We start from the raw sequence: 20,497 nt of genomic DNA on the forward strand, positions 1-20,497 counted from the left end.
CGAGCCGCCCCGGCCGGCACGGCTCCCGGAGCCGGGCGCACCGTGCAGGGAGCCCGCCCGTCCGCCACCGCGCCAGGTGCCCGGCCGGGCGCCCGCGAACAGGTCTCCCCTCCACGGGCCGGGAGCACCCCCCGTCCGGGCGGGGCTCCCGTGGCACCGGGGCGGGGGCGGGCGCGGTAGAGTCGGGGTGCCGAGAACCGGCCGGCCCGCACGGGCCCGGCGGCTCGGACCCCTCAGACGTCCCGTACAACGGCGTGCGGAACACAGCAGCGCCTGCCGTGTCCCCGACCGGACCTTCGGCAGGCGCTGCGCCATGTCCGGCGCGCGCGGTGCCGGTGTGCGCGTCGCATGCGCCCTGTCGGGCGCGGGCCCGCTTCTCTACGATCGGTTCTCCGATCGGGGGAGGGGGAGTGCCCATGGCGTCGTCGGCGCGGACGAACCGCACGAACCGGCTGGAGGCCGCGGTCGCCTTCTGCCTGCGCAACTTCGAAGTGGTCTTCGCGGCCGGCATCGGCCTCACCGTCGGCATCCTCGACATCTTCGGCGACCGGCTCATCGAGTCGGACTTCGCCTCCGGCGCCACCCTCGTGGTCCTCGGCGCCCTCGCCGTCGGCTCGCTCTCCGAGCGCACCCGCCGCCCGCACGCCATCCAGGAGGCCATGGCCGGCACCCGCCGCGCCATCGAGGACCTCACCATGGTCCGCTCCCTCGCCGGCAACGAGGTCCGGGAAGCGCTCCGCGAAGCCCGCCAGGGCACCAACATCTGGTACTTCAAGGGCGGCACCGGCACCTACCTCCGGGCCGTCACGCTCCCGCAGTGCGTACGCGCCGCCAAGGAGAACCGCTCCCAGCTCAACGTCAAGATCGAGATACTGAACCCGGCGGACGAACGGGCCTGCAACGCCTACGCCCAGTTCCGCCGGATGTTCTCCGGCACCCGCCCCCACAACGCCGACCTGTGGACCGCCGACCGCACCCGCAAGGAGTCGTACGCGACCGTCCTCGCCGCCTGCTGGTTCCGCATGCAGCTGAGCACGCTCGACATCAGCGTCCACCTGTCGTCGACCGTGCCGACCCTCCGCTTCGACCTGTCGGACTCCGGCCTGATCATCACCCAGGACGACCCCTCGCGGGTCAACCTCCTGGTCAGACGCGGACAGCCGCTGTACGACTACTACCTGACCGAGCTGCACCAGAGCCGCGAGCAGGCCACCACGCTGGACCTGCGCGACGCCACCCTGCTCAGCCTGTCCCCGACCGTCGACGAGGTGCGCGCCCTGTTCGACGCGCTGGCGCTGCCGCTGCCCCGGACCTTCACCGACGCCGACGTGGGCGAAGTCATCGCCAAGGCCCTGCACGCAGAGGACCCCTACGGGAGGTGAACCGCCGGCCATGGACGCCCCCGACGACCCGATGCGCGCCCACGTCGACACCTTCGTACCGGTCCTCGAGGAGATCGCCGCGGGCAAGCGGGACCTGCCCGCCGTCCGCCATCCGCTGGGCTTCCTGTGCCTGCCGCTGCTCAGGGAGGGCGCCGACGGCGTCTGCCTCCACCTCTTCGGCGCCGGCCGCCCCACCGCCGAGGTCCCCCCGCTCCACGCCCACAGCTGGGAACTGCGCAGCCACGTCCTGTACGGCGAGGTCGGCAACGTACGGGTGCGGGTCCGGGACGACGCCGACACCCCCACCCACCGCGTCTTCGAGGTGCACAGCGGCGCCGACGGCGTGGACGAGATACGGCCCACCTCCCGGCTGGTGCGCGGCGAGGAGGGCCCCGTCCGCACCAGCCCGGCGGGCGAGACGTACGCGCTCGGCGCGGGCGAGTTCCACACCACCGTGGTGACACCGGGCCGTTCCGCCGCCACCCTCGTCCTGGGACGGTCCCTGCCCGGCGGACGGGACCTCTCGCTCGGCCCGCTCGACGGGCGGCCCCGCCGCACGGTCCGCCGGCTGTACGGACCGAGGCCACCGTCCGTGCCGTGCGCACGGCCCTGGGGAGGATCCATGCACAACGCCGCGCCTGACACCGCCCGCCGCCCCCCGTTCACGGCCGAGCGCCGGGTCGCCGTCGCCGCTGCCGAGGCGACCGGACGGCTGCTGCGGGGCCACTTCGCCGACGCCAGGGCCGTACGCACCAAGGGAGCGCACGGCGACGTCGTCACCGACCTCGACCTGGCGGCCGAGGAGCTGATCCTCACCCGGCTGCGGCGGCACTTCCCGCGGGACCGGATCCTCTCCGAGGAGGCCGGGCTGCTGGACACCGGCAGCGGCCGCACCTGGCTGGTCGACCCGCTGGACGGCAGCAACAACGTGGCGATCGGGCTGCCCGCGTACGTCGTCGGCATCGGCCTGTGCGTCGGGGACACCCCGGTCGTCGGCGTCGTCCACGAGCCGGTCACCGGCCGCACCTGGCACGCCGTCACCGGACAGGGCGCCCACGACGACGACGGTACGCGGCTGCGCGGCCCGCACAGCCGCCTCCCCGGCCCCGGGCCCGTGCTCGCCTGGACCCAGGGCCACGCCGTGGACCGCGCCGACCGCACCGCGGCCGCCCTGCGCGGCACCCTGGAGCGGCGCTGCCGGCGCGTCCTGCAACTGTGGGCCCCGCTGCTGGGCTGGAGCCTCCTCGCGCGGGGCACCATCGACGGGTTCGTCGGCTACCGCGCCGAGGGCGTCGACCTGCCCCCCGGGGCACTGCTCGCCGCCGAGGCCGGCGCGGAGCTGCGCACCCTGCGCGGCGCGCCCTTCCGGCCCCGCTTCAGCGGCCCCGACTCCGGGCGCAGCTTCGTCGCCGCCCGGGCCGAGACCCTCGGCTACGTCCTCGAAGAGGTCGCCGCGGCGCTCCGGACGACCACCTGACCGCCACGCCACGGCTCCACCGGGGCGTCCCGGCCGTCAGGACGTCGCCGCCAGCGCCACCGTCGCCGCCACCGTGCCGGACGCCGCCAGCACCAGGCTCGTCCCCATGAAGCGGCCCAGCGCGATACGGGTCCCGTGCCACCGGCAGCGCTCGAACCACAGCAGCGTCGCCAGCGACGCCCACGGGGTGACCAGCGGGCCCACGTTGACGCCGATCAGCAGCCCCAGCAGCTGCTCGTGGTTGGCCGGCGGCACCACCGCCTCACCGGCCACGTACGCCGGGAGGTTGTTGAGCGCGTTGGAGAACCCCGCCCCGACCGCCGCCGTGCGCAGCACCCCCAGCGGGCCCTCCTGCGCCCCGATCGCGGACGCCAGCAGCCGGTCCATGCCCAGCGCGCCGGCCGTCTCCACCACCAGGAACATCCCCGGCACCAGCACCAGCAGCCGCCACGGCACCAGCGACCACCGCAACTCCTCGCGGCGGCGCCGGGCGAACGCCGCGGCCACCACCAGCGCCGCCGCCGTCGACGCCACCCACAGCGGGACCAGGTCGGCCAGCAGCACCAGCAGGAACCCGCCGCACACCACCGCGCACACCCGCAGCAGCACCGGGTCGGCGGGGCGCGGCGGCTCCGGCGGCAGGTAGCGGTCCTCGCCCCGGGCCCCGCGCCGCCAGTAGAACACCCACAGGCACACCATCGTGGCCGCGATCGCCGCCACCTGCGGCGGCCACATCACGGCCGCCATCCCCGACGGCGACAGCGCCACCCGGTCGGCGGCCAGCAGGTTCGTCAGGTTCGACACCGGCAGCAGCAGGCTCGCCGTGTTCGCGAGCCACACCGTCGTCATCGCCAGCGGCACCGCCGCGATGCCCACCCGCGTCGCCAGCGCCAGCATCACGGGCGTCAGCAGCACCGCCGTCGTGTCCAGATTGAGCGTGATCGTGGTGACCGAGGCGAACACCACGCACAGCCCGAACAGCAGGACGTAACTGCCCCTCCCGGCCCGCGCCACCCACGTGGCCACCACGTCGAAGACCTCGGCCTTCCCCGTCAGTTCCGCCAGGACGATCACCGTCGCCAGGAACACCAGCAGCGGCCCCACCCTGGCCAGCACGTCCGCGGCCGGACCGGACGGCAGCAGCCCCGTCGCCACCGCGAGCAGCCCCAGTACCAACAGCGCCCCGGCCAGCCAGTCCAGCGGATGCAGACGTCTGAGGAAGGTCACGGCCATCAGCATAGGTTTTCCCCCGGACAGCGCACCCGGCCGAGGCCTAATGTGGACACATGCCGACGGGTGACGAAGCGGGGCAGTGCACGACCGGGTTGGACTTCTTCATCAGCTACTCACCGGCCGACGAGGCATGGGCGTCCTGGATCGCCTGGACCCTCGAAGAGGCCGGATACCGCACCGTCGTACAGGCCTGGGACTTCGTACCGGGCAGCAACTTCATCGACTTCATGGACCGCGGCGTCAGCGAGTCCGCCGCCGTCGTCGCCGTCCTCTCCCGCCACTACGAACGCTCCACCTACGGCCGCATGGAGTGGACCGCCGCCCTGCGGGCCGACCCCGAGACGCCGGAACGGCGGCTGCTCACCGTCCGCGTGGACGACATCCCCGTCGAAGGGCTGCTCGCCACCATCACCTACGTCGACCTCGTCGGCGTCCGGGACGCCGCCGCCGCCCGCTCCCTCCTCCTGGCCCGCGTCGAGCAGGCCCTCGACGGCCACGCCCGCCCCGCCCGCCGCCCCGGCTACCCCGGCGACGCGGCCACCGCCCGCAGCACCGGCCGCCCCGTCACCCCCGAGGCCCGCCTGCCCGCCCAGCGGTGGATCGGCGGCCCCGGCTGGGCCGGCCGCCGCCGCCCGCAGAAGGCACCCCGCTACCCGCAGGGCGCGCAGGACCCCGCCGCGCAGGACGCCGTGACCCTCCTCCACCTCGCCGGCCCCGACTTCGGGCGCGGCCGCGAACCGGAGGCCCTGCGGCGCGAGATCCGCGGCGACCTCATCGTCCTGCGCGACAGCGGCGCACCCGCCCCCGACCTGCTCGTCGTCACCGGCGACCTCACCGCGTCCGGCAGCCCCCGCGAATGCGACCAGGCCCTCGCCTTCCTCACCTCCTTACGCTCCCTGCTCGACCTGCCGCCGCAGCGCGTCGTCGTCGTCCCCGGCGCCCAGGACGTCAACCAGGCCGCCTGCCGCGCCTACTTCCACACCTGCGAGGCCGACGAGATCGCCCCGCAACCCCCGTACTGGCCCAAATGGCGCCACTACACCCGGCTGTTCCGCAGCTTCTACCACGGCCTGGACACCGTCTTCGACAGCGACCAGCCCTGGACCCTCTTCCCGGTGCCCGAACTGCACACCGTCGTCGCCGGGTTCAACTCCTCCCTCGCCCACAGCCACCGCCTGGAGGACCAGTACGGCCACATCGGACGCGACCAGGCCGCCTGGTTCGCCGAGGCGCTGCGCCCGTACGAGGAGGAGGGCTGGCTCCGCGTCGGCGCCCTGCGCCACCCCCTCACCCGCGGGACGCGCCCCGGCGACGCCGACGGCGGCCCCGGCGCCCTCGTCGACACCGACACCCTCACCGAACTCGCCGGCCCCCGCCTCCACCTGCTGCTCCACGGCCCCACCGGCGGCCCCCGCACCACCGGCACCGTCCCCAGCCACACCCGCCTGCCCGGCACCGGCGCCGACCCCGCCGCCGGCCTGCCCCTGCTCGGCGCGGCCGCCCCCGCCCGCTTCCAGCTCCTGCGCATCGCCGCCGACGGCATCACCCGCTGGTACGACCGAGGCCGCACCGGACCGGAGGCGTTCCCCGGCCGCTGGCCCCGCGCCGGCCGGATCTTCCCCGCCGCCGAACCGCCCGCCGCCCCCGCCGGCCCCGGCCCCGCCGACCGGCCCGCCCCGCACGGCGACCCCCCGGACTCCCTGACCGAACGGGTCAAGGAGGTGTGCCTGGCCCGCCGCGACGGCGTACGGCTGCGGGACGTGCCCCGCCGCACCCCCGGCGACATGGCCCAGATCATGGCCACCTGGCGGGAGGAGGGCGTCGTCCGCCAGGCGCGGATCGCCGTCCACCCCGGCACCCCCACCGACGACCAGCTCGACCGGTTCGCCGCCCAACTGCACGCCTCCGGCCCCGGCGTGGAGGCCGAGATCGTCCACGACGGCCCCGCCCCCGCCGCCGCCCTGCGCGACCGCGCCGTCCGCCACGGCATCCGCGTCCGCAGCTTCCCCGAGTTCCAGGGCCTGCTCGACCTGCGCGGCTACGTCACCGCCCAGACCGGCCGCCTCCTCGCCAGCGACAGCTACGCCCCCGTCCGCTACCTCCCCCAGCGCTACCGCGACGCCGACCGGCCCGACGGCGACCCGGGCGCCGAGCACGACAACCTCGTCGAGGACCTGCTGGAACTGCTGGAGGCCGACCACGGCCGCTTCGTCCTCCTCCTCGGCGACTTCGGCCACGGCAAGACCTTCGCACTGCGGGAACTCGCCCGCCGCATCCCCGAGGAACTGCCGCACCTCACCCCGATCCTCATCCCGCTGGGCACCCTGGACCGCGCCCACAGCCTCGAAGGGCTCGTCGCCGCCCACCTCGCCGGCCACGACGTCGACACCATCGACCTGCGCGCCCTGCGCTACATGCTCGCCCAGGGCCGCGTCGTCCTCCTCTTCGACGGCTTCGACGAACTCGTCAACCGCGTCAGCTACGACCGCGCGGCCGACCACCTCCAGGTCCTCCTCGACGCCGCCGTCGACAACGCCAAGATCGTGGTCTCCAGCCGCACCCAGCACTTCAAGTCCCACGAACAGGTCCTCACCGCCCTCGGAGAACGCGTCGGCCTGCTGCCGCAGCGCCGGATCCTGTCCGTGCAGGGCTTCACCTCCGACCAGATCCGCTCCTACCTCGCCAAGACCTACGGCGACGAGGAGGCCGCCGAACGCCGCCACCGCCTCCTGCGGAACATCCCCGACCTGCTCGCCCTGTGCCGCAACCCCCGGCTGCTGTCCTTCGTCGCCCAGCTCGGCACCGACCGGCTGCGCGCCGTCGCCGGAGCCGGCCGCGCGCTCAGCCCCGCCCGGCTCTACGAGGACGTCTTCACCTCCTGGCTCCAGTACGAGGCCGACCGCGGCAGCAAGGGCCCCGGCTCCCCGCCCGGCCTCGCCCTGCCCGAACTGTGGGCCGCCGTCACCGCCCTCGCCCGGCGCCTGTGGGAGTCCGGCCGCACCGCGCTGCGCCTGGACGAACTCACCGACGCCGTCGCCGGCACCCTCAGCCGCCTCACCGAGACCCCCCGGTCCGCCCTGGAACTCGGCCACGCCGTCGGCGCGGGCAGCCTCCTCGTCCGCACCGACGAGGGACTGTTCCACTTCATCCACGGCTCCGTCGAGGAATGGCTCATCGCCCGCGAGGCCGCCCGACACCTCGACCGGGGCCAGTACGGACTCCTCCACGCCCGGCCCCTCAGCCGCCTCGCCGTCGAGTTCCTCTGCGACCTCGCCGACCACGAGCGGTGCGCCCGCTGGGTGCGCGACACCCTGGAGGGCCGCACGGCGGCGGGCGAGACCGCCCGCGCCAACGCCGTCCGCATCGGCGACCGGCTGCGCGTACCCGCCCACGCCGACCTGCGCGGCGCCCGCCTCGCCGGCGAGGACCTCTCCCACCGGGACTTCTCCGGCGTCGACCTCACCGGAGCCGACCTCACCGACACCCGCCTCGTCGGCGCCAACCTCCAGCAGGCCGACCTCACCGGCGCCCGCCTCGCCGGCGCCCGCCTCGACCGGGCCGACCTGCGCGGCGCGAACCTCACCGACGCCGACCTCCGGCGCGCCCGCCTCACCCGCACCGACCTGCGCGACGCCCGCCTCACCCGCAGCCGCTGGCACCGCGCCGCCCTCATCGACCCCGTCGTCGACGACACCACCCGGGCCGCCCCCGAACTGGCGACCGCCGCCATCGCCCCCGGCATGCCCGTCGAGGCGGGCTTCCGCCCCTCGTCCGTCGGCGTCCCCTACGGCTACGGCATGCGCACCGGCCGGCTCCCCGAGCCGATCGCGTACAGCCCCGACGGCGAACTCCTCCTCGTCGGCAGCGAGGACGGCGGCATCCTCGTCTGCGACACCGCCGACGGCCGCGCCCTGCGCACCCTCCAGGGACACCAAGGGCGCGTGTACGCCGTCAAGCACGGCCCCGGTGTCATCGCGTCCGGCGGCTCCGACGGCGTGGTCCGCCTCTGGGACCCCGTCTCCGGCGCGTGCCGCCACCGGCTCGACATCCACCCCGACGGGGTGTGGCCCGTGACGCTCGGCCCGGACGGCACCCGGCTCGCGACCGGCGACGCCGAGGGCCTGGTCACCGTCTGGGACGTCGCCACCGGTGAGCCCCTGCACCGGCTGCCCGGCCACCGCGCCCCCGTCTACACCGCGGTCTTCAGCCCCGACGGCCGCACCCTCGTCACCGGCGACGCCGCCGCCTGCGTACGGATGTGGTCCCTGGCGACCGGGCGCTGCGAGCGGGAACTGCCCGGCCACGGCAGGGCCGTCTACCGCGCCCGGTACAGCCCCGACGGCACGCTCCTCGCCACCGGCGACAAGGACGGCACCGTCCGCGTCTGGAACGCGGACGACGGCCGGCCCCGCCAGGAGTTCACCGGCCACACCGGGCGGGTCTACACCCTGGACTTCCACCCCGGCGGACGGCTGCTCGCCAGCGGCTGCACCGACGGGCAGGTCCGCCTCTGGGACCCGGTCGTCGGCACCCCGCTCGGCAGCCTGGAGCGCTGCCCCGGCGCGATGTACCAGGTCGCATTCAGCGCCGACGGGAAACTGCTCGCCGGCTGCGACAGCGACGGCACGGTCCGGCTGTGGACCGTCACCAGCACACCCCGGCAGGGGCACGTCGTCACCCTGCACGCCCGCCGCCCCACCCCGCACCGGGGATCCGCCTGGGCGTGCGCCTTCCACCCGCACGAATCCCAGCTGCTGACCGTCGGCAACGACGGCGGCGCCCAGATCTGGGACGCCGCCACCGGCCAGGGCAAACGAATCCTGCGCGGCCACGGCAGGCGCGTCACCGGCGTGGCGTTCAGTGCCGACGGCACCCGCCTCGCCTCCTGCGGCAGCGACGGGGCGGTACGCCTCTGGGACACCCGCACCGGCTCGCGCACCGGGGAACTCACCGGGCGCGGCGACCGGCTCGTCTCCGCCGCGTTCAGCCCCGCCCGGCCCGTCCTCGGCACCGCCAGCAACGACGGCGGCGTCCACCTGTGGAGCCAGGACGGCGAGTTCCTGCGCGAACTGGACGCCGAGACCGAGCACATCTGGGCCCAGGCCTTCAACCACGCGGGCGACCTGCTGGCCACCGCCAACGACGACGACACCGTCCGCGTCTGGTTCCGCTCCACCGGGGCCCGCGTCGCCACCCTCGACCGGCACCGCGGCCGGGTGCGCTCCATCGCCTTCCGCGCCGACGGCGACCTCCTGGCGACCGGCTGCGACGACAGTCTCGTACGCCTCTGGCAGGCGCGCGAGGGCCGCCTGCTGGCCGAACTCCCGGGCCACGAGGACCGCGTGTACGGCGTCGCCTTCGGCCCCGGCGACGCCTGGCTCGCCAGCGTCTCCTGGGACGGCACCGCCATCGTCCGGCACGGCGCGGACACCGGGCCGGGGCTCCGGCTGCGCGCCGGCGGCGGCAAACTGTGGACGGTCGCCGCCCACCCCACCCGGCCGGTCCTCGCCACCGCGGGCGACAACCGCGTCGTCGTGCTCTGGAACGCCGACACCGGTGCCCGGCTCGCCGAACTCGCCGGCCACACCGGCCGCGTGCTGTCCGTGGCGTTCAGCCCCGACGGCACGGCACTGGCCAGCGGCGCCGAGGACGGCACGGTACGCCTGTGGAACCTCCCGCCCGGCGGCGGCGCCTCCTCGCCGCGCGCCACCCTCATCGGCGTGCCGGACGGCTGGGCCGCCCTGACGCCGTCCGGCGGCTACAAGTGCGAGGGCGACCTGGCGGGCGAGTTCTGGCACGTGGTGGGCATGTACCGGTTCCAGCCGGGGGAGTTGGACGCCTTCCTGCCGGGGGTGCGCAGACTGCCCCTCGGCGAGGAACTGTGACGGTCGCATAGTCTCGCCGTATGCCGATCAGCCTGCAGAAGATCGAAGAGACCGCGCCGGCTCTGGTCGGCCTCTACAAGAGCGCGGGCATCTCGCTGCGCAAGCACGGGCTGAGCGGCGAACGCGCCGCCGTCTACCTGGTGATCGACTACTCGGGCTCGATGAAGCCGTACTACGGCGACGGCAGCGTCCAGGCGCTCGCCGACCGGGTGCTGGGCCTGTCGGCCAACCTCGACGACGACGGACGCGTCCCGGTGGTCTTCTTCTCCACGGACGTGGACGCCGAGACCGAGATCGCCCTCGCCGACCACCGGGGCCGGATCGACCGGATCGTCGCGGGCCTGGGGCACATGGGGAAGACCAGCTACCACCTGGCCATGGACGCGGTCATCGACCACTACCTGGACAGCGGCGCCACCGCCCCGGCCCTGGTGGTCTTCCAGACGGACGGCGGTCCCGTCAACAAGCTCGCCGCCGAGCGCTACCTGTGCAAGGCCGCCCGGCTGCCGCTCTTCTGGCAGTTCATCGGCTTCGGCGACCCCGCGAGCCGCCAGTTCGACTTCCTCCGCAAGCTCGACGAACTCGCTGTCCCCGCCAAACGCCGCGTCGACAACGCCGGCTTCTTCCACGCGGGCACCGACCCGCGCCGCGTACCCGACGCCGAGCTGTACGACCGGCTGGTCGCCGAGTTCCCCGCCTGGCTCGCCGCCGCCCGCGCCCAGGGCATCGTGCGGTGACGGGGGTGCGCGTGCTGCGGGCGGCCGGGCGGCCGGCGGTGCCGTGGAAGAACGGCGGCGGCGTCACCCGGGAGATCGCCGCCCTCCCCGAGGACGCGGGCACCGACGGCTTCGACTGGCGCGTCAGCCTCGCGGACGTCCACCGGGACGGGCCGTTCTCCGCCTTCCCCGGTACGGAGCGCGTCCTCACCGTCGTCGACGGCGCGGGCATGGACCTCGACGCCGGGGGGCGCCGGCTGCGTGCCGCGCCGTACGCCCCGTGCCCCTTCCCCGGCGACGTCCCGACGTACGGGCGGCTCCTCGCCGGGCCGGTCGTCAACCTCAACGTGATGCACCGGCGCGGGGCGGTCGCGGCGGACGTCACGGTCGTCCGGGGCGGGTACGCCGTCGCCGTACCGGCGGACGCGACCGTGCTGGTCGTCGCCCTCGACGGGCCGGCGCGGGCGGCGGGCGCGGAACTGGGGCGGTACGACGCGGTGTTGTGCCCGGCCGGGCGGGCGGAGGTCCGCACGGAGGGGTACGCGGCGGTCGTCACGCTCCGCCGGACGGGCTGAGCCGGCCGTGTGATTGTGCCCCGACCGTCGTGAGCGGGCGGGACCGGCGGGTAGGGCTGCACCTCGGGGCCGGCCACCGGACAGGAGACACTCATATGCGCCGTGCAGGTTTCACCGTCGCCGCCACGACCGCGTTCACGCTCGCGGCCGCCGGGCAGGGCTGGGCGAGCACCACCAGTGGCGACATCACCACCAGCTGGGGGGACCGCAGCCGGATCCAGCTGACCTGGGTCGACCGGAACTCCTTCCGCGACGGCACGCTCGCCGTCGCCGACCAGACGTGCGACGAGCGGTCCCTCTACGTCACCCTCACCGTCCGGACGGGCTCCGGCGCCACCCTCGCGTCGGACGACAGGCACAACACCCGGGGCTGCGGCACGACCACCGACTTCCGCGGCATCGGCGCCACGGACGCGGGCGGCATCAAGAGCGTCACGATGACCCTGTGCCGCCGGGCGGCCGGAACGACCGACCACTGCGAGACGCGGTACACGAGCTTCAACCCGTACAACCCGTCCTTCTCGTTCTGAGACCGCCGACCGCCCTCGGTGCGCAGAGGACGCCGGATGCCCGATACCCGACAGAGGGTGTCGGGTATCGGCGGTTCCATGGGCTCATGACTTCCTGCACCTGGGCCGGTTTCGAGGCGGCGGAGCCCGACTTCGCCCGCACCGCACGCCGGCGCTTCGCGGCGTACACCCACCACGTCCTGGCCACCCTCCGCAAGGACGGCTCCCCGCGCGTCACCGGCCTGGAGGTGACGTTCCGCTCCGGTGAGCTGTGGCTCGGCATGATGCCGGACTCCCGCAAGGCCCACGACCTCCGGCGCGACCCCCGCTTCGCCCTTCACGCCAACCCGGGCAGCGGCACCGGCATGGGCGGCGGCGACGTCCGGATCTCCGGCCGGGCCGTCGAGGTGACCGACCCGGAGACGGTGGCGCGGCTCGCCGCGGAGACGGGAGCGCCGCAGCCCTTCCACCTCTTCCGGGCGGAACTCACCGAGGTGGTCCGCACCTGCGTCGAGGACGACCTGCTGGTGATCCGGTCCTGGCGCCCCGGCGGCCCGCTGCGCACCGTCAGCCGGACCTGAGTCCCCGTCCGGCGTCCCTCCGGGACCCGTCCCGGCCGCACCGGTACGTCCGCCGCGCGCCCCCGCGCGGCGGGCGCGTCCTGTTGCGAAGGGGCCGCCGGGATGGTGTGCTACGGTTGTTCACGTTGCAGTTTTGGTACCCATGAACTTTATGTGCGCCTGACGGGAATGTTCCTCAGGCGCATTATTGTTTTACCGGCTTTCTCCGGATGGGGCCCCGACACCATCAGGAGAAAATTATGGCCACCGGTACCGTGAAGTGGTTCAACTCGGAAAAGGGCTTCGGCTTCATCGAGCAGGACGGCGGCGGCGCCGACGTCTTCGCCCACTACTCCAACATCGCCACCTCGGGCTTCCGTGAGCTCCAGGAAGGCCAGAAGGTGACCTTCGACGTCACGCAGGGCCAGAAGGGCCCGCAGGCGGAGAACATCCTCCCCGCCTGATCACCGGATACGCAGCACCGGTATCTCGCAGCCGGGACCCGCACCATGCAGCCGCAGGTGCGGGTCCCGGCTTGTGCTGTGCTCAGGCCCAAGGAAGGCAATGTATGACGACGACTCGACCCGAACGCCCCGCCCGTAAGCGCCCCGCGAGGAACGGCGCCGCGAACCCCGCGCGCTCCGGAAACGGCAGGGCCGCCGGAAACGGCAGCGCCCCCGCCCGCGGCACGGGCAACCGCGCCCCCATAGCGCCCCCGCGCGACTTCGCGCTGCCGGAGACCGCCACGCCCGCGCTGCCCGCGGTCGCCGCCTTCGACGACCTCGACATGCCGGCCGCCCTCCTCAAGACGCTCACCGCCCAGGGCGTCACCGAGCCGTTCCCGATCCAGGCCGCGACCCTGCCGAACTCCCTCGCGGGCCGCGACATCCTCGGCCGCGGCCGCACCGGCTCGGGCAAGACCCTCGCCTTCGGCCTCGCCCTGCTCGCCCGCACGGCCGGCCGCCGCGCCGAGCCGAAGGCCCCGCTCGGGATGGTCCTGGTCCCCACGCGCGAGCTCGCGCAGCAGGTGACCGACGCCCTCACGCCGTACGCGACCTCCGTGCAGCTGCGGATCGCCACCGTCGTCGGCGGCATGTCGATCGGCCGCCAGGCGGGCGCCCTGCGCCGCGGCGCCGAGATCCTCGTCGCCACCCCGGGCCGCCTCAAGGACCTGATCGAGCGCGGCGACTGCCGGCTGGACCAGGTGTCGGTCACCGTCCTCGACGAGGCCGACCAGATGGCCGACATGGGCTTCCTCCCGCAGGTCACCGCGCTGCTGAAGCAGGTCGAGCCGGACGGCCAGCGCATGCTGTTCTCCGCCACGCTCGACAAGAACATCGACCGGCTGGTGCGGATGTTCCTCACCGACCCGGTGGTCCACTCGGTCGACCCGTCGGCCGGCGCGGTCTCCACCATGGAGCACCACGTCCTGTACATCGCGGACGAGACCGACAAGAAGGCCGTCACCGCCCGCATCGCGGCCCGCGACGGCCGGGTGATCCTCTTCCTGGACACCAAGCGCTCCGTGGACCGGCTGGTCAAGCGGCTCCTCGCCAGCGGCGTACGCGCCGCCGGACTGCACGGCGGCCGCTCGCAGCCGCAGCGCAACCGGACCCTGGACCAGTTCAAGAACGGTCAGGTCACCGCGCTCGTGGCCACCAACGTGGCGGCCCGCGGCATCCACGTCGACGACCTCGACCTCGTGGTGAACGTCGACCCGCCCACCGACCACAAGGACTACCTGCACCGCGGCGGCCGCACCGCCCGTGCCGGTGAGTCCGGCAGCGTGGTCACCCTCGTCCTGCCCGAGCAGAAGCGGGACATGAGCCGGCTGATGTCCCACGCGGGCATCACGCCGCGCAGCGCCCGCGTCAAGTCGTCCGACGAGGAGCTGGCCCGGCTCACCGGCGCCCGCGAGCCGTCCGGCACCCCGGTCACCATCGAGGTCCCGCAGCCGGCGCAGCCCGCCGCGCAGGGCGACGGCAAGCCCGGCCGGCGCCGCCGCCCCCGCCGCAGCGGCCAGGGCACCGGCGCCCCCGCCGCGGCCGGCGCCAACGGCGGCGCGCAGGCGGGCGCCCCGCGCCGCCGCACCGCGGCCACCGGCGGAACCCGCACCGGCGGCACCGGCCGCTCCTCGGCCGCCGGCCGCTCCGGCGGCACGGGCCGCGGCGGCCGCCGCACCGCCGCCTAGCGGACACGTCCCGCGGCCGGGACCCGCACCATGCAGCAGCAGGTGCGGGTCCCGGCCTGTGCGCGGCGCCCCGGCTCCGGCCGGCAGGGCCCGGAACACCGCGACACGCGGCGTCCCGGGCCCTCCGCCGTAGGCGCCCCCGCGCCGGTCCCGGGCCCCGGTCCGGGCCCCGCGCCCCGGCTCCGCGCCCGCCCTCGGCTCCACGCCCGCCCCCGGCTCCGGGCTCCGCGCCCGGGCCCCGACCCTGGTCACATCACAGACTCCGGCCCCGCGCCTGGCCCGGTCCGGGCCCCCGCCCCCGGCTTTGGCCGCCGCCCGGGCCCCCCTCCCGGCTCCGCGCCGCGCGCCCCGCCGTCCCGGCGCCCGTCAGTCACGGGCGTCCCTTCCGGCGGTGGTCAGGTGCCGGTCGAGGAACCCGCACACGAGGCCGCGCACCGCCGGTACCGACCGGGCCGGGTCCACCGCGCCGACCAGCCGGATCCGCTCCGCCCGGGTCATCAGCCCGGCGGCCTGCAGCCGGGGCGCCATCGCCGCGTAGTCGGTGAAGACGCCGTGCGCGGCGTCGTCGAGCCGCCGGCGCACCACCCGCCCGCCCGGGCGGGCGAACACCGCCGACCAGGACGCCTCCAGGCCCCGCCGGTCGGGGAAGCCGTCGGTGTTCACGAGCAGCAGCGGGCGGTCCACACCGCACCGGGCGACCGGGAACGGCTCACCCGGCCGGCCGGGCGCCTGCGGCGGGTGGTCCAGGTGGCCCTCCAGGTCGACCGCGGCGGCGACGCGCCCGTCCTCGTACAGCGCCTGGGCCGCCGCGGTGCCGCCCGCCGAGTGGCCGTAGACGCCCACCCGGCGCAGGTCCAGCGCCCGGCCGAGGTGTTCCGGCAGCGCGCGTCCCGCGGCGTCGGGGTTGCCCCCGGCGACCAGCACCGCGAGCCGGTCGAGCACGAACCGGAGGTCCGCCACGCGAGTGCCGATCATGGTGCGGTAGAGGGCGGGATCCGTCCGCCGGGGGTCGCCCCGCAGGACGGTCGGGCGGAGCGGGCCCCGCCGGTACGCCGTCGTACCGGGGAACTCCACCTCACTGGCGTCCCCGGGATGGTCGACGGTCACCACCACACGGCCCCGGCTCGCCAACTCCTCGGCCACCACGGTCCCCAGCGTGCGGGCGTCTCCGCCGCCGGGGCTGTAGAGCACCACCGGCCGCCGTACGGGCAGAGCGGGGGCGCCCACGCGCGCGTGCGTCAGGGTGGCCGCCCAGTCCACCCCCGCGTCGGGCAGTTCCGGGTGCACGCGGAAGGGGACGAGCCCGGCGAACGACTCCGCGGCGGACGCGGTCATCTGAGGGGCGCGCGGCCGGCCCCGTACCGTACGCGCCGGATAGAGGACGGTGACCATCAGTTCCCGTACCGGCAGCGCGGCGTCCCACGGGTCACGACGGGCGCGGTCGACGAGGTACAGCGTGGTGACCCCGACCGGGTACGGCCCGGTCGGCGCCGGCAGCCGCAGGACGAGCCCCCGCCCCGCCGCCGCGGCGCTCCCCGCTTCCGCCGCCGCCCGCGCCCTCGCCGTACCGCCGAACAGCAGCATCGAGGCCGCGACCGCGACCGACCTCGCGACCGTCCGCCGGTCCGTTCCGGCATCGCCCATGACTCTCCCCTGACGTGTGGTCCGCTGTGATCCGTGACCGCATGCTGGCGTGACGCGGGGATTCCGGGCGATCGTTGAGGCTCTGGCCGAAACGATGGCGCCCCGGCGCCGGGGAGTTCAGTGATCCGGATCCACTTCACCGCCGCCGACTTCGCGCGGGTGCGGTTCGCCGCCCGCCCGGCGCCGCTGCAGGAACTCAACGCGGCCTTCATGACGATGTTCCGCCCCGCGCCCCGCCCCGGCGGGGACCTGCTCACCGGCCGCTGGAGGCAGCGCGCGCTCCGCTCCCTGCCGCCCGCGGTCGCGCCGCTGGCCGACCTGGTCCCGGCGGCGGCCCGGCCGCCCGTGTTCCTCGACGTGTTCGCCACCGGCCTGACCGACGCGCTGGACGCCGTCGCCGGGACGCGCCCCGCGCTGCTCCGCGCCGAGCTGGAACGCGTCCACGCCCACCGCACCGCCCCCGCCCCGCCCTGGGTGCGCGCCCTGCACCAGGGCGACGCCGCCGCCCGGCGCCTGGTGCGCCACGCGCAGCGGTCCGCGTTCGACGCCGTACTGGCGCCGGTGTGGGACGTGGTTCAGGACCTGCACCGGGCGGAGTTCACCCGCCACGCCCTGACCGCGGCCGAGCACGGCACCGGCGCCGCACTCGACGGCCTCCTCCCCGGCGCCCGGCTGGCCGGCGCCGTCTGGGAGTGCGAGGGCCCCGGGGAGCGGGTCGTCGAACTGGGCGGGCGCGGCCTGGAGCTCCGGCCGACCTTCCACTGGACCGGCCCGCCCCTGCTCGCCGAGCCGCCCGGCCACCCGCCCGTCCTGACCTATCCGGCCGGCTCCGGCCCGCCGCCCGCACCGCAGGGGGGCACCGGGACGGCGGACGCGCTCGCCGGGGTCATCGGCCGCACCCGGCTCGAAGCCCTGCTCGTCCTCGCCGAGGAGCACACCACCCGGGGCCTCGCCCGGCGGCTGCGCGTCAGCGAGGCCACCGCCTCCGCGCACACGGCGGCGCTGCGCGCGGCGGGCCTGGTCGCCTCGGAGCGGGCCGGCAGGTCGGTGCTCCACCGGCGTACCGCGCTGGGCGGCCTGCTGGTGCGCGGGCGGGCCGGCGAGGGCTCCGTACCCTCTTCGCCATGACGCTCACCCTCACCGTCCTCGGTACCGCCTCGCCGCACCCCGCTCCCGGGCGTCCCTGCTCCGGATACCTCGTGTCCGGCGGCGGGGCCCGGGTGTGGGTGGACGCGGGGCCCGGGACGTTCGGGGAGGTGCAGCGGCACACCGACCCGGCCCGGCTCGACGCCGTCTGGATCTCCCACCTGCACGCCGACCACAGCGCCGACCTGCTCGCCGCCCTGTACGCCTTCGCCTACGGCGGCCTCACCCCGCCGGCGCCGGTCCCCGTGTACGCGCCCGCCGGCTGCGCGGAGCGGATCGCCGGGTTCCTCGGGCGCCCGGACCCGGCGCCGCTCGCCGCCGTGTTCGACTTCCGCGACCTGCACGACGGTCACGAGGCCCGCCACGGCGGGCTGCGGCTGACCTCCCGGGCGGTGGCCCACGACGCCGAGGCGTACGGGCTGCGCGTCGAGGGCGGGGGAGCGGTCCTCGCGTACTCCGGCGACAGCGGGCCCTGCCCGGGGCTCGGCGAACTCGCCGCGTCGGCGGACCTGTTGCTGTGCGAGGCCGACACCGACCGGCACGCCGGCGGCGGGGCGCCGGTCCACCTGACGCCCGAGGACGCCGGCCGGCTCGCCCGTGACGCGGGCGTGCGGCGCCTGCTGGTAACCCACGTCGGTCCCGGCCTCACCCGGGAGGACGCGACACGGCGGGCGGCGGCGGTGTACGGGGGCCGGACGGACACGGCGTACGAGGGAGACGTTCACCGTCTCGCCAACTAAGTGGCGGACCGGTCAACATCCCTGGAATTCGCCCCACTTGACGTTGACGTGCCCACGTCTACACGCGTCATCATCGGCGTATGCGAATCCCCCCACGCCTCACCCTGCTCGGCGCCGCCTCGGCGCTGCTGGCCACCCTGTTCGCCGGACCGGCCGGCGCGGCCCCGGCCGCCGGTGCCCCCGCCGCCCCGTACGCGGCCGCGGCGGTCGGCGAGATCTGCTCCTCCCGGCTGCCGGCCCAGGCGCACGACACCCTCGACCTCATCGAGGCCGGCGGCCCCTACCCCTACCCCCAGGACGGCACGGTCTTCCAGAACCGCGAAGGCATCCTGCCGAGCCGGACGTCCGGCTACTACCACGAGTTCACGGTCGTCACCCCGGGCGCCGACACCCGCGGCGCGCGCCGCATCGTCACCGGCGACGCCGAGCGGGAGGACTACTACACCGCCGACCACTACGCGTCGTTCGACCGCGTCGACCACGGTTGCTGAACCGGACGCCGCCGTGACGACCGTGTACGTCATCGAGGGCAGTGAGGTCACCGGCCCCGGCGGCTTCTGGCGGGCCGTCGGCGAGGCCGTGAACGGCCCCGGCGGCTACTTCGGCCGCAACCGCGACGCGTTCGCGGACTGCCTGAGCGGCGGCTTCGGCACGCCGGAGGACGGCGACTTCGTCCTCGAGTGGCGCGATCACGCCGTCTCGCGCCGTGCCCTGGGCCCGGACCTGTTCGACGAGCTCGTGGAGATCGTCCACGAACGGGCCCCGGGCACGCTCCGGCTCCGCTGACCGCAGGGGCGGCCGTCCCCGGGAGCGTCCGGCCCCCGGGGCCCCGCTCGCCCCGGGTGCGTTCCGCCGGTCACGGCGGGGCCCGCTCCGGGGCGGACGGACGGTTGCTGCCGGCTGTCGGCCGCCCGCGGTGGGCCGCGGGCGTCGGCCGGGACGGTCAGCGGCGGCGGGGCAGGGTGTGCGCCAGGCGCCGCCTGTCGCGGGCGTCCCGTACGTGCACCAGGGCGGCCTCGGCGACCTCGCGCACCGCGCTGCCCGGCTCCTCGCTGCCGAGGATGCGCGCCAGCGCCTGCGGGGCGCGGTCGTCGCCGCGCTCGGCCAGGCCCCGGGCGGCCTCGGCGGCCGTGCCGGCGTCGGGGTCGTCCAGCCGGGCGGCCAGGGCCTCCCGCAGGGCGGGGGAGTCGTCCGGCACCCGCCCGAGCGCCAGGGTCGCCCAGTCGCGCACCTCCCGGTCCCCGTCGCGGCTCAGCCCGATCAGCACCTCCACCCCTCGCGGTGTCCGGCCGGCACCAGCCCGGTGAGCGCGACGGCCACCCCGCGCCGCACACCGGCGTCGGGGTGCGCGGCGTGCCGCAGGACCTCCGGCAGCGCCGCCGGGTCGCCGAGCTGCCCGAGCGCCCCGACCACGGCGGCCACCGGCTCGGCGTCCCGCTCGGCCCGCGCCATCTCCCGCAGGACCGGCAGGACCCGCTCCGCGCCGGCGCCGAGCCGGCCGAGGACGTCCGCCGCGAGCGCCCGGCGCAGCGGGTCGTCGCTCGCGGCCCAGCCGAGCGCCGCCTCCAGCGTCTCCCCGTCGCCGCGCCCGCACAGCGCGGTCACCGCCTCGGTCCAGTCGTCCCGCGCGGGGTCGCCGCAGCGCAGGGCCCGACCGGCCAGCTCCTCCGGGCCGGTGCGGACGCCCAGCGCGGTCTCCAGCAGCGTGGCGATCGCCGCGTGCCCGGTCTGCTGCTCGGCTCCCGGCCCGGGCACGCCGTCGCGCAGCAGCTCCACCACGACGGTCACCCCGCCGTCCTCCGGCACCCGCCGGACCACCACCTCGTACCCGTCGGGCCCGTACGCCTCGGCGAGGTCGCGCCGCAGCGCCTCCGCCACGTCCGTCCCGGCCCACCGCAGCGCCTCGCGCAGGGCCTGCTCCGCTCCGGGCGCACCGCGCTCCAGCAGGGCCCGCACCACCGAGGGGGAGCCGCGCCGGGCGGCGGTGACCAGGGGCGGCTCCGTGCCGTTCCCCGTCCCGGGCAGGCCGGGGTCGGCGCCGTGCTCCAGCAGGGCCTGCACGGTGTCGGTGAACCCCTGGCGCACGGCCCACCCCAGCGCGGTGAACCCGAACGCCTCGCGCCGGTCCACCTCCGCGCCCGCGGCGAGCAGGGCGCGCACCGCCCCGGTGTGGCCGTGGCACGCGGCACCGCACAGCGGCAGGTCCCCGCCGTCCGCCCCGCTCGCACGGTCGGGGTCCGCCCCGGCGGCGAGCAGCAGCCGGACGATCCCCGCGCGGCCGTTCACCGCGGCCAGGTAGAGGGCGGTGCACCCGTCGTCGTCGGCCGCGCCGGCCGGGACCCCCGCCCGCAGCAGCCGCACCACCGCGTCCTCGTCGCCGCCGTGGACGGCTTCGAAGAGGGCCTGCGTGTCCTTGGTCATGGCCCGAGCTTCACCCGG

General features: G+C 76.0%; 17 protein-coding genes. 13 read left to right on the forward strand and 4 right to left on the reverse strand.

The window, feature by feature from the left end:
* Positions 1-416 precede the first annotated feature (416 nt).
* Positions 417-1,382, forward strand: coding sequence for a hypothetical protein (locus A4V12_RS32105; RefSeq protein WP_064073014.1), 966 nt, complete (start codon positions 417-419; stop codon positions 1,380-1,382).
* A gap of 10 nt (positions 1,383-1,392) precedes the next feature.
* Positions 1,393-2,859 carry an inositol monophosphatase family protein gene (locus tag A4V12_RS39855; protein ID WP_350498035.1) on the forward strand — a complete coding sequence of 489 codons (1,467 nt, stop codon included), beginning with the start codon at positions 1,393-1,395 and terminating at the stop codon, positions 2,857-2,859.
* 36 nt (positions 2,860-2,895) lie between these two features.
* On the opposite strand, the gene A4V12_RS32115 is transcribed toward A4V12_RS39855, so the two are convergent.
* Positions 2,896-4,092, reverse strand: coding sequence for an SLC13 family permease (locus tag A4V12_RS32115; RefSeq protein WP_423549424.1), 1,197 nt, complete (start codon positions 4,090-4,092; stop codon positions 2,896-2,898).
* Positions 4,093-4,145: 53 nt separating this feature from the next.
* Here A4V12_RS32115 and A4V12_RS32120 point away from each other — a divergent pair, with 53 nt between their 5' ends.
* The 7 genes from A4V12_RS32120 to A4V12_RS32150 all read left to right on the forward strand — a co-directional run bounded on the left by A4V12_RS32120 (position 4,146) and on the right by A4V12_RS32150 (position 14,528).
* Entirely contained in the window at positions 4,146-9,977 is a 5,832-nt protein-coding gene (locus A4V12_RS32120) for a TIR domain-containing protein (protein WP_064073016.1), read from the forward strand.
* Between the two features lie 20 nt (positions 9,978-9,997).
* Positions 9,998-10,714: a vWA domain-containing protein gene (locus tag A4V12_RS32125; RefSeq protein WP_064073017.1), complete on the forward strand. Its 717-nt coding sequence runs from the start codon at positions 9,998-10,000 to the stop codon at positions 10,712-10,714.
* Complete coding sequence (locus A4V12_RS32130; protein ID WP_234372419.1) at positions 10,711-11,268, forward strand: HutD/Ves family protein; 558 nt, start codon at positions 10,711-10,713, stop codon at positions 11,266-11,268. Before A4V12_RS32125 ends, A4V12_RS32130 begins: the two co-directional genes overlap by 4 nt.
* A gap of 95 nt (positions 11,269-11,363) precedes the next feature.
* Positions 11,364-11,798 (forward strand): hypothetical protein, encoded by a 435-nt coding sequence (locus A4V12_RS32135; protein ID WP_064073019.1) that lies wholly within the window; start codon positions 11,364-11,366, stop codon positions 11,796-11,798.
* Between the two features lie 86 nt (positions 11,799-11,884).
* Positions 11,885-12,358, forward strand: a complete 474-nt coding sequence (locus A4V12_RS32140) for a pyridoxamine 5'-phosphate oxidase family protein (protein ID WP_064073020.1) — start codon at positions 11,885-11,887, stop codon at positions 12,356-12,358.
* 239 nt (positions 12,359-12,597) lie between these two features.
* Positions 12,598-12,801 (forward strand): cold-shock protein, encoded by a 204-nt coding sequence (locus tag A4V12_RS32145; RefSeq protein ID WP_005318814.1) that lies wholly within the window; start codon positions 12,598-12,600, stop codon positions 12,799-12,801.
* A 104-nt stretch (positions 12,802-12,905) separates the two neighbouring features.
* Positions 12,906-14,528 carry a DEAD/DEAH box helicase gene (locus A4V12_RS32150; RefSeq protein ID WP_064073021.1) on the forward strand — a complete coding sequence of 541 codons (1,623 nt, stop codon included), beginning with the start codon at positions 12,906-12,908 and terminating at the stop codon, positions 14,526-14,528.
* 366 nt (positions 14,529-14,894) lie between these two features.
* Here A4V12_RS32150 and A4V12_RS32155 read toward each other — a convergent pair whose 3' ends face one another.
* The gene (locus A4V12_RS32155; RefSeq protein WP_064073022.1) at positions 14,895-16,172 is read right to left on the reverse strand and encodes a hypothetical protein; all 1,278 of its coding nucleotides are present in this window, start codon (positions 16,170-16,172) and stop codon (positions 14,895-14,897) included.
* A gap of 120 nt (positions 16,173-16,292) precedes the next feature.
* On the opposite strand from A4V12_RS32155, the gene A4V12_RS32160 reads away from it, so the two are divergent.
* The 4 genes from A4V12_RS32160 (at position 16,293) to A4V12_RS32175 (ending at position 18,844) form a co-directional block, all read left to right on the forward strand.
* On the forward strand, positions 16,293-17,300 hold the full coding sequence (locus A4V12_RS32160; RefSeq protein WP_064073023.1) for a winged helix-turn-helix domain-containing protein: 1,008 nt from the start codon (positions 16,293-16,295) through the stop codon (positions 17,298-17,300).
* Positions 17,297-18,058, forward strand: a complete 762-nt coding sequence (locus A4V12_RS32165; protein ID WP_064073024.1) for an MBL fold metallo-hydrolase — start codon at positions 17,297-17,299, stop codon at positions 18,056-18,058. Before A4V12_RS32160 ends, A4V12_RS32165 begins: the two co-directional genes overlap by 4 nt.
* Positions 18,059-18,138: 80 nt before the next feature.
* Complete coding sequence (locus A4V12_RS32170) at positions 18,139-18,549, forward strand: ribonuclease domain-containing protein (protein ID WP_064073025.1); 411 nt, start codon at positions 18,139-18,141, stop codon at positions 18,547-18,549.
* Between the two features lie 13 nt (positions 18,550-18,562).
* Complete coding sequence (locus tag A4V12_RS32175) at positions 18,563-18,844, forward strand: barstar family protein (protein ID WP_064073026.1); 282 nt, start codon at positions 18,563-18,565, stop codon at positions 18,842-18,844.
* A 157-nt stretch (positions 18,845-19,001) separates the two neighbouring features.
* Here A4V12_RS32175 and A4V12_RS39320 read toward each other — a convergent pair whose 3' ends face one another.
* Together A4V12_RS39320 and A4V12_RS32180 are read right to left on the reverse strand one after the other, a co-directional pair.
* Positions 19,002-19,325, reverse strand: a complete 324-nt coding sequence (locus A4V12_RS39320; RefSeq protein WP_234372420.1) for a HEAT repeat domain-containing protein — start codon at positions 19,323-19,325, stop codon at positions 19,002-19,004.
* Complete coding sequence (locus A4V12_RS32180) at positions 19,319-20,479, reverse strand: ankyrin repeat domain-containing protein (RefSeq protein ID WP_234372421.1); 1,161 nt, start codon at positions 20,477-20,479, stop codon at positions 19,319-19,321. Before A4V12_RS32180 ends, A4V12_RS39320 begins: the two co-directional genes overlap by 7 nt.
* Between the last annotated feature and the right edge of the window lie 18 nt (positions 20,480-20,497).

The organism is Streptomyces noursei (assembly GCF_001646665.1).
GTDB classification, from domain to species: Bacteria; Actinomycetota; Actinomycetes; order Streptomycetales; family Streptomycetaceae; genus Streptomyces; species Streptomyces lavendulocolor.

Bases quoted from the DNA above. Each gene is read 5' to 3' on its own strand.
- A4V12_RS32105 (WP_064073014.1), top strand. From the start codon at position 417: ATGGCGTCGTCGGCGCGGACGAACCGCACGAACCGGCTGGAGGCCGCG.
- A4V12_RS39855 (WP_350498035.1), top strand. From the start codon at position 1,393: ATGGACGCCCCCGACGACCCGATGCGCGCCCACGTCGACACCTTCGTA.
- A4V12_RS32115 (WP_423549424.1), bottom strand. From the start codon at position 4,092: ATGGCCGTGACCTTCCTCAGACGTCTGCATCCGCTGGACTGGCTGGCC.
- A4V12_RS32120 (WP_064073016.1), top strand. From the start codon at position 4,146: ATGCCGACGGGTGACGAAGCGGGGCAGTGCACGACCGGGTTGGACTTC.
- A4V12_RS32125 (WP_064073017.1), top strand. From the start codon at position 9,998: ATGCCGATCAGCCTGCAGAAGATCGAAGAGACCGCGCCGGCTCTGGTC.
- A4V12_RS32135 (WP_064073019.1), top strand. From the start codon at position 11,364: ATGCGCCGTGCAGGTTTCACCGTCGCCGCCACGACCGCGTTCACGCTC.
- A4V12_RS32140 (WP_064073020.1), top strand. From the start codon at position 11,885: ATGACTTCCTGCACCTGGGCCGGTTTCGAGGCGGCGGAGCCCGACTTC.
- A4V12_RS32145 (WP_005318814.1), top strand. From the start codon at position 12,598: ATGGCCACCGGTACCGTGAAGTGGTTCAACTCGGAAAAGGGCTTCGGC.
- A4V12_RS32150 (WP_064073021.1), top strand. From the start codon at position 12,906: ATGACGACGACTCGACCCGAACGCCCCGCCCGTAAGCGCCCCGCGAGG.
- A4V12_RS32155 (WP_064073022.1), bottom strand. From the start codon at position 16,172: ATGGGCGATGCCGGAACGGACCGGCGGACGGTCGCGAGGTCGGTCGCG.
- A4V12_RS32165 (WP_064073024.1), top strand. From the start codon at position 17,297: ATGACGCTCACCCTCACCGTCCTCGGTACCGCCTCGCCGCACCCCGCT.
- A4V12_RS32170 (WP_064073025.1), top strand. From the start codon at position 18,139: ATGCGAATCCCCCCACGCCTCACCCTGCTCGGCGCCGCCTCGGCGCTG.
- A4V12_RS32180 (WP_234372421.1), bottom strand. From the start codon at position 20,479: ATGACCAAGGACACGCAGGCCCTCTTCGAAGCCGTCCACGGCGGCGAC.